The organism is Candidatus Symbiopectobacterium sp. NZEC135, assembly GCF_025962695.1.
The window spans coordinates 1-3,158 of the sequence record NZ_JAGFPF010000167.1 but is presented as its reverse complement, the minus strand read 5'-3'; the positions used below and the strand labels follow the sequence as shown (position 1 = coordinate 3,158).

The 3,158-nt window shown below is 38.4% G+C and carries 4 protein-coding genes; 2 read left to right on the top strand and 2 right to left on the bottom strand.

Annotated elements, in window-relative coordinates; translation table 11 throughout:
• A partial coding sequence (locus J5224_RS24350; RefSeq protein WP_264627803.1) for an AAA family ATPase occupies nucleotides 1–946 on the bottom strand: 946 nt, incomplete at its 3' end.
• Nucleotides 947–1,168: 222 nt separating this feature from the next.
• The gene (locus tag J5224_RS24345) at nucleotides 1,169–1,504 is read right to left on the bottom strand and encodes a hypothetical protein (protein ID WP_264627804.1); all 336 of its coding nucleotides are present in this window, start codon (nucleotides 1,502–1,504) and stop codon (nucleotides 1,169–1,171) included.
• Nucleotides 1,505–2,159: 655 nt separating this feature from the next.
• Here J5224_RS24345 and J5224_RS24340 point away from each other — a divergent pair.
• Together J5224_RS24340 and J5224_RS24335 are read left to right on the top strand one after the other, a co-directional pair.
• A complete protein-coding gene (locus tag J5224_RS24340; protein WP_264627802.1) occupies nucleotides 2,160–2,714 on the top strand; it encodes a membrane lipoprotein lipid attachment site-containing protein in 555 nt (184 codons plus the stop codon).
• A gap of 15 nt (nucleotides 2,715–2,729) precedes the next feature.
• Nucleotides 2,730–3,158 (top strand): hypothetical protein (locus J5224_RS24335; protein WP_264627801.1); only part of this gene is annotated, 429 nt, incomplete at its 3' end.

Below are 3,158 nucleotides of genomic sequence, written 5' to 3'. Positions count from 1 at the left end.
CTGATTCTTTATTGAAATGTGAATCCAACTGCTCCCATAAATTATGAGGAATCACCCCACCACAAAAAGCACAAGTATCTCTTACCCCTTTATGTAAGTTTATCCCACTTCGAACCCACTCTTGTAGGAGTGAGTTGTTAATTAGATCCTGTATGGTTTCGTCAGGTTTCACTTCATAAGAGAGTAAATTATTAGCTTGGGTTTGTAGTAAAAGTGTTTTATCAGAAAACGTTACTTTATCTAGTAGAAAATCTTTACTTTTCTCTGATAGCAAATTAACTAGCTTTGCTTGTTCTTCTTGAGGAATATCTCTTATTGGATTGTTCAGTATTGTTTTGATGTCTTCTTCTATTGAGTTAATATTGTATGTGACTTTTTGATATAAATGATTTGTTTTAATTTGCCTATTAGCTTTTTCACGTAGTTTACTTTCTAAATTTTCAGATGTTGATTGGAATTCTCTTTTTTTATTGTTATATTCTAAGTTTTTTAGATTGTAGTTACAAACAAGTCCTTTTTGGTTATCACCGATAATATCTTTTAATTCAACTATTTTATTTTCTATATCAATATTTCTTTCACCCAATATTGCAAAGGATTTAATATCTCCATCTGAGTTAAACAACCACTTTAAGTTATCTTGTACAAAATCTCGATTATATACCCTTACATTTCGAGAATTATTTATCAGTGTATCATGGCTAATTAACTCACCAGTAGTGAATTCAAAAGAGTATTCCGAATTAGGATATTTATCATGAACCTTATAAAGCTCCAGACTTCTAATTATTCTTGATAGGGTTGTTTTCCCGGAATAGTTCCTACCATAAAAAATGTTCATTTTTTTTAACTCAGCAATATTGTTACCTTCATCTCGGACTGAGTTATTCCATGAGAAATTGTTGAATACAGCGAAGTTATTTATGTGTGATATTTTTCTTAACATATGAAAACCTTTTATGGCTCATGCTTATAGTTAAGGACAATTTTCAATTATTATTGATCTTATTAATTTTTCTTGCAAGAGTATTTAATTTGAGGAAGTAAATATTGTGATCGTGATAATTATAACTTGTGGAAACTAACTGTCTTTGCTTGTTTATGGAATGTTTGAGTAAATTGGGTCTGATGCATAAAACAGACCCATCAATGATGTTGCTTTTATCAACTAATCCAACAATCCCTTCGAAACCTTACTCGCCGTCTGGCTGAAATTATATCGGTCAACAACATTTCCCTTGAACCAGATCTCAAGGGAGTTCATGTGAGCGGTGTTGCTGTTCTTCAGCAGGGCCAGACCGGGAATGTAGTTCGAGATCTGGCTCTCGCCTGACATGCTGGAGTAGGACCACATTTCCTGTCCATCATTGGTGGCTCGTGTTTGTGGTTCCCCGAATGCGTTAATAACATCTTGCTGGGTAGTTTTCCCTTTAACGATCTTGGTTTTTACGGTTTGTTGCGATTCATCGTTAAGGGATTTGTTGCCATAGGTGGTGCAACGCAGCGATAAACAGTTTTTTCATGTTAACTCCATATAAACAGTAAACGTAAAAATAGGCGTAAAGAGACCGGGACCAGCGTTGTGTTGCTGCTGTCCATTGAAATAGGTCATGTTAATTAGTGGTGAATAAAGCCGCTTATCATAAGCCTGTGAGTCTTTTTATCTAATCAGCTAGCGGTATCCTTCACTGTTGTTTTCCCTGATGTTGCATTAATAAAGGTCAAGAAAGGGCCATAGGGCAGTGCTGGCTGTTGGTCGTAGGGTTTGACGTTCTATCCCTACAAACCAGCGAATAAACGCTCCAGTGAGCCTTCTGTTCACTTTATCCAGTAACGATTCATCTAGCAAGAAAATGATCGGTATGGTAGATCGATAAATTGATATTGATAGATATTAACGATTAATAACGCTCTTTCGATCGGTGTGTTAATTGATTTAATCGATCGAATAATAAAATATGATAGTTAATATCTATCATTATTTTGATTTTGATCGTTACAAACGATATGACGGCCCACAAAAATAATTGAATCCTATCAATTGGTTAATCAGGTGGTTCTGCTGCGTTATGCCAGTAAGAACAAGCTTTAACGACTACAGGTGTGCAGCAGACTACCTCTACATAACAGCATTGGTGATTATCAGGATGGATAGGAAGATGAAGAAAATTTTATTCGTTACTTGCACAGCTCTTGTTCTGGCGGGATGTGGTGAGAAAGGCGATTTTGAGAAGGCGATTAACGCGAAAATTTCAAAATCAAAGGTTTGCTACTCACTGCAGAACAATGACTTTGCGTTCAACAAAGGTTTTCCAGTAAAGGTTAATCATGGCTACCGTTCTGCTGGATACAATGTTAGCGATGAAATTCTAAGAGGGCTTGTTGAGCTGGGGCTTCTCACTGTTTCACAACAGGCGAATGGCTTTAGCAGTGTTGATGTTCTGGAAGTAACAGACAAAGGCCAAGAGGTTGAGTTTTGGAACCGTGAGGAAGGTGCCTGCGTCGGTCATCGTGTTGTAGCTGAGATCACAAGCTGGACTGAACCGAGTGAAGGCGCTGGCGCTAAAATCACGCAAGTGACCTATACGTGGAAGCTCGATGGCGTTCCGGGTTGGGTTGATAAAAATGCGTTCTCTGGCGTTAAAGGAATGGCTGAACCGGAAGAAGCCAAAATTGTTCTGGTGAAGACCAATAACGGCTGGGCCGCTCGATAATTACAGGAAAATGCTATGAACTCTATCTATGGGGTGCTTTTCATCGGTCTGCTGATTAACATACCATCACTGGCACCTGTGCTGTTTCTCGGGAATACACAAAAACAGGTGAAGGTATCGATGGCTGTCAGGCTTTACCTGCTTAACACTTTCTTGGTGCTGTCGCTGGTGACGGTATCGCAGAATACAACACAAAAATACGGACTGTTTCCTGTATGGCTGGTTTTTGCCGCTATTGGGCTATTTGTGCTCATGCTGGTGCCAACGGTAAAATTCATACGTAAGCATTTAACCATCGGGACAAGTCGGGCTGTTATTCTGTCATCATTCCTGATTGTCTACGCTATTAGATTTCACGGCGTGTTTTCACATGTTAATGGAAGTGGATATACGATTAACGGATACAACGCCGCATGGACATTTTTCTTCTTGTTTGCCAGTCTG

What these genes read in the sequence shown, in the direction of transcription:
- J5224_RS24340 (WP_264627802.1), top strand. Translation starts at nt 2,160, where the DNA reads ATGAAGAAAATTTTATTCGTTACTTGCACAGCTCTTGTTCTGGCGGGA.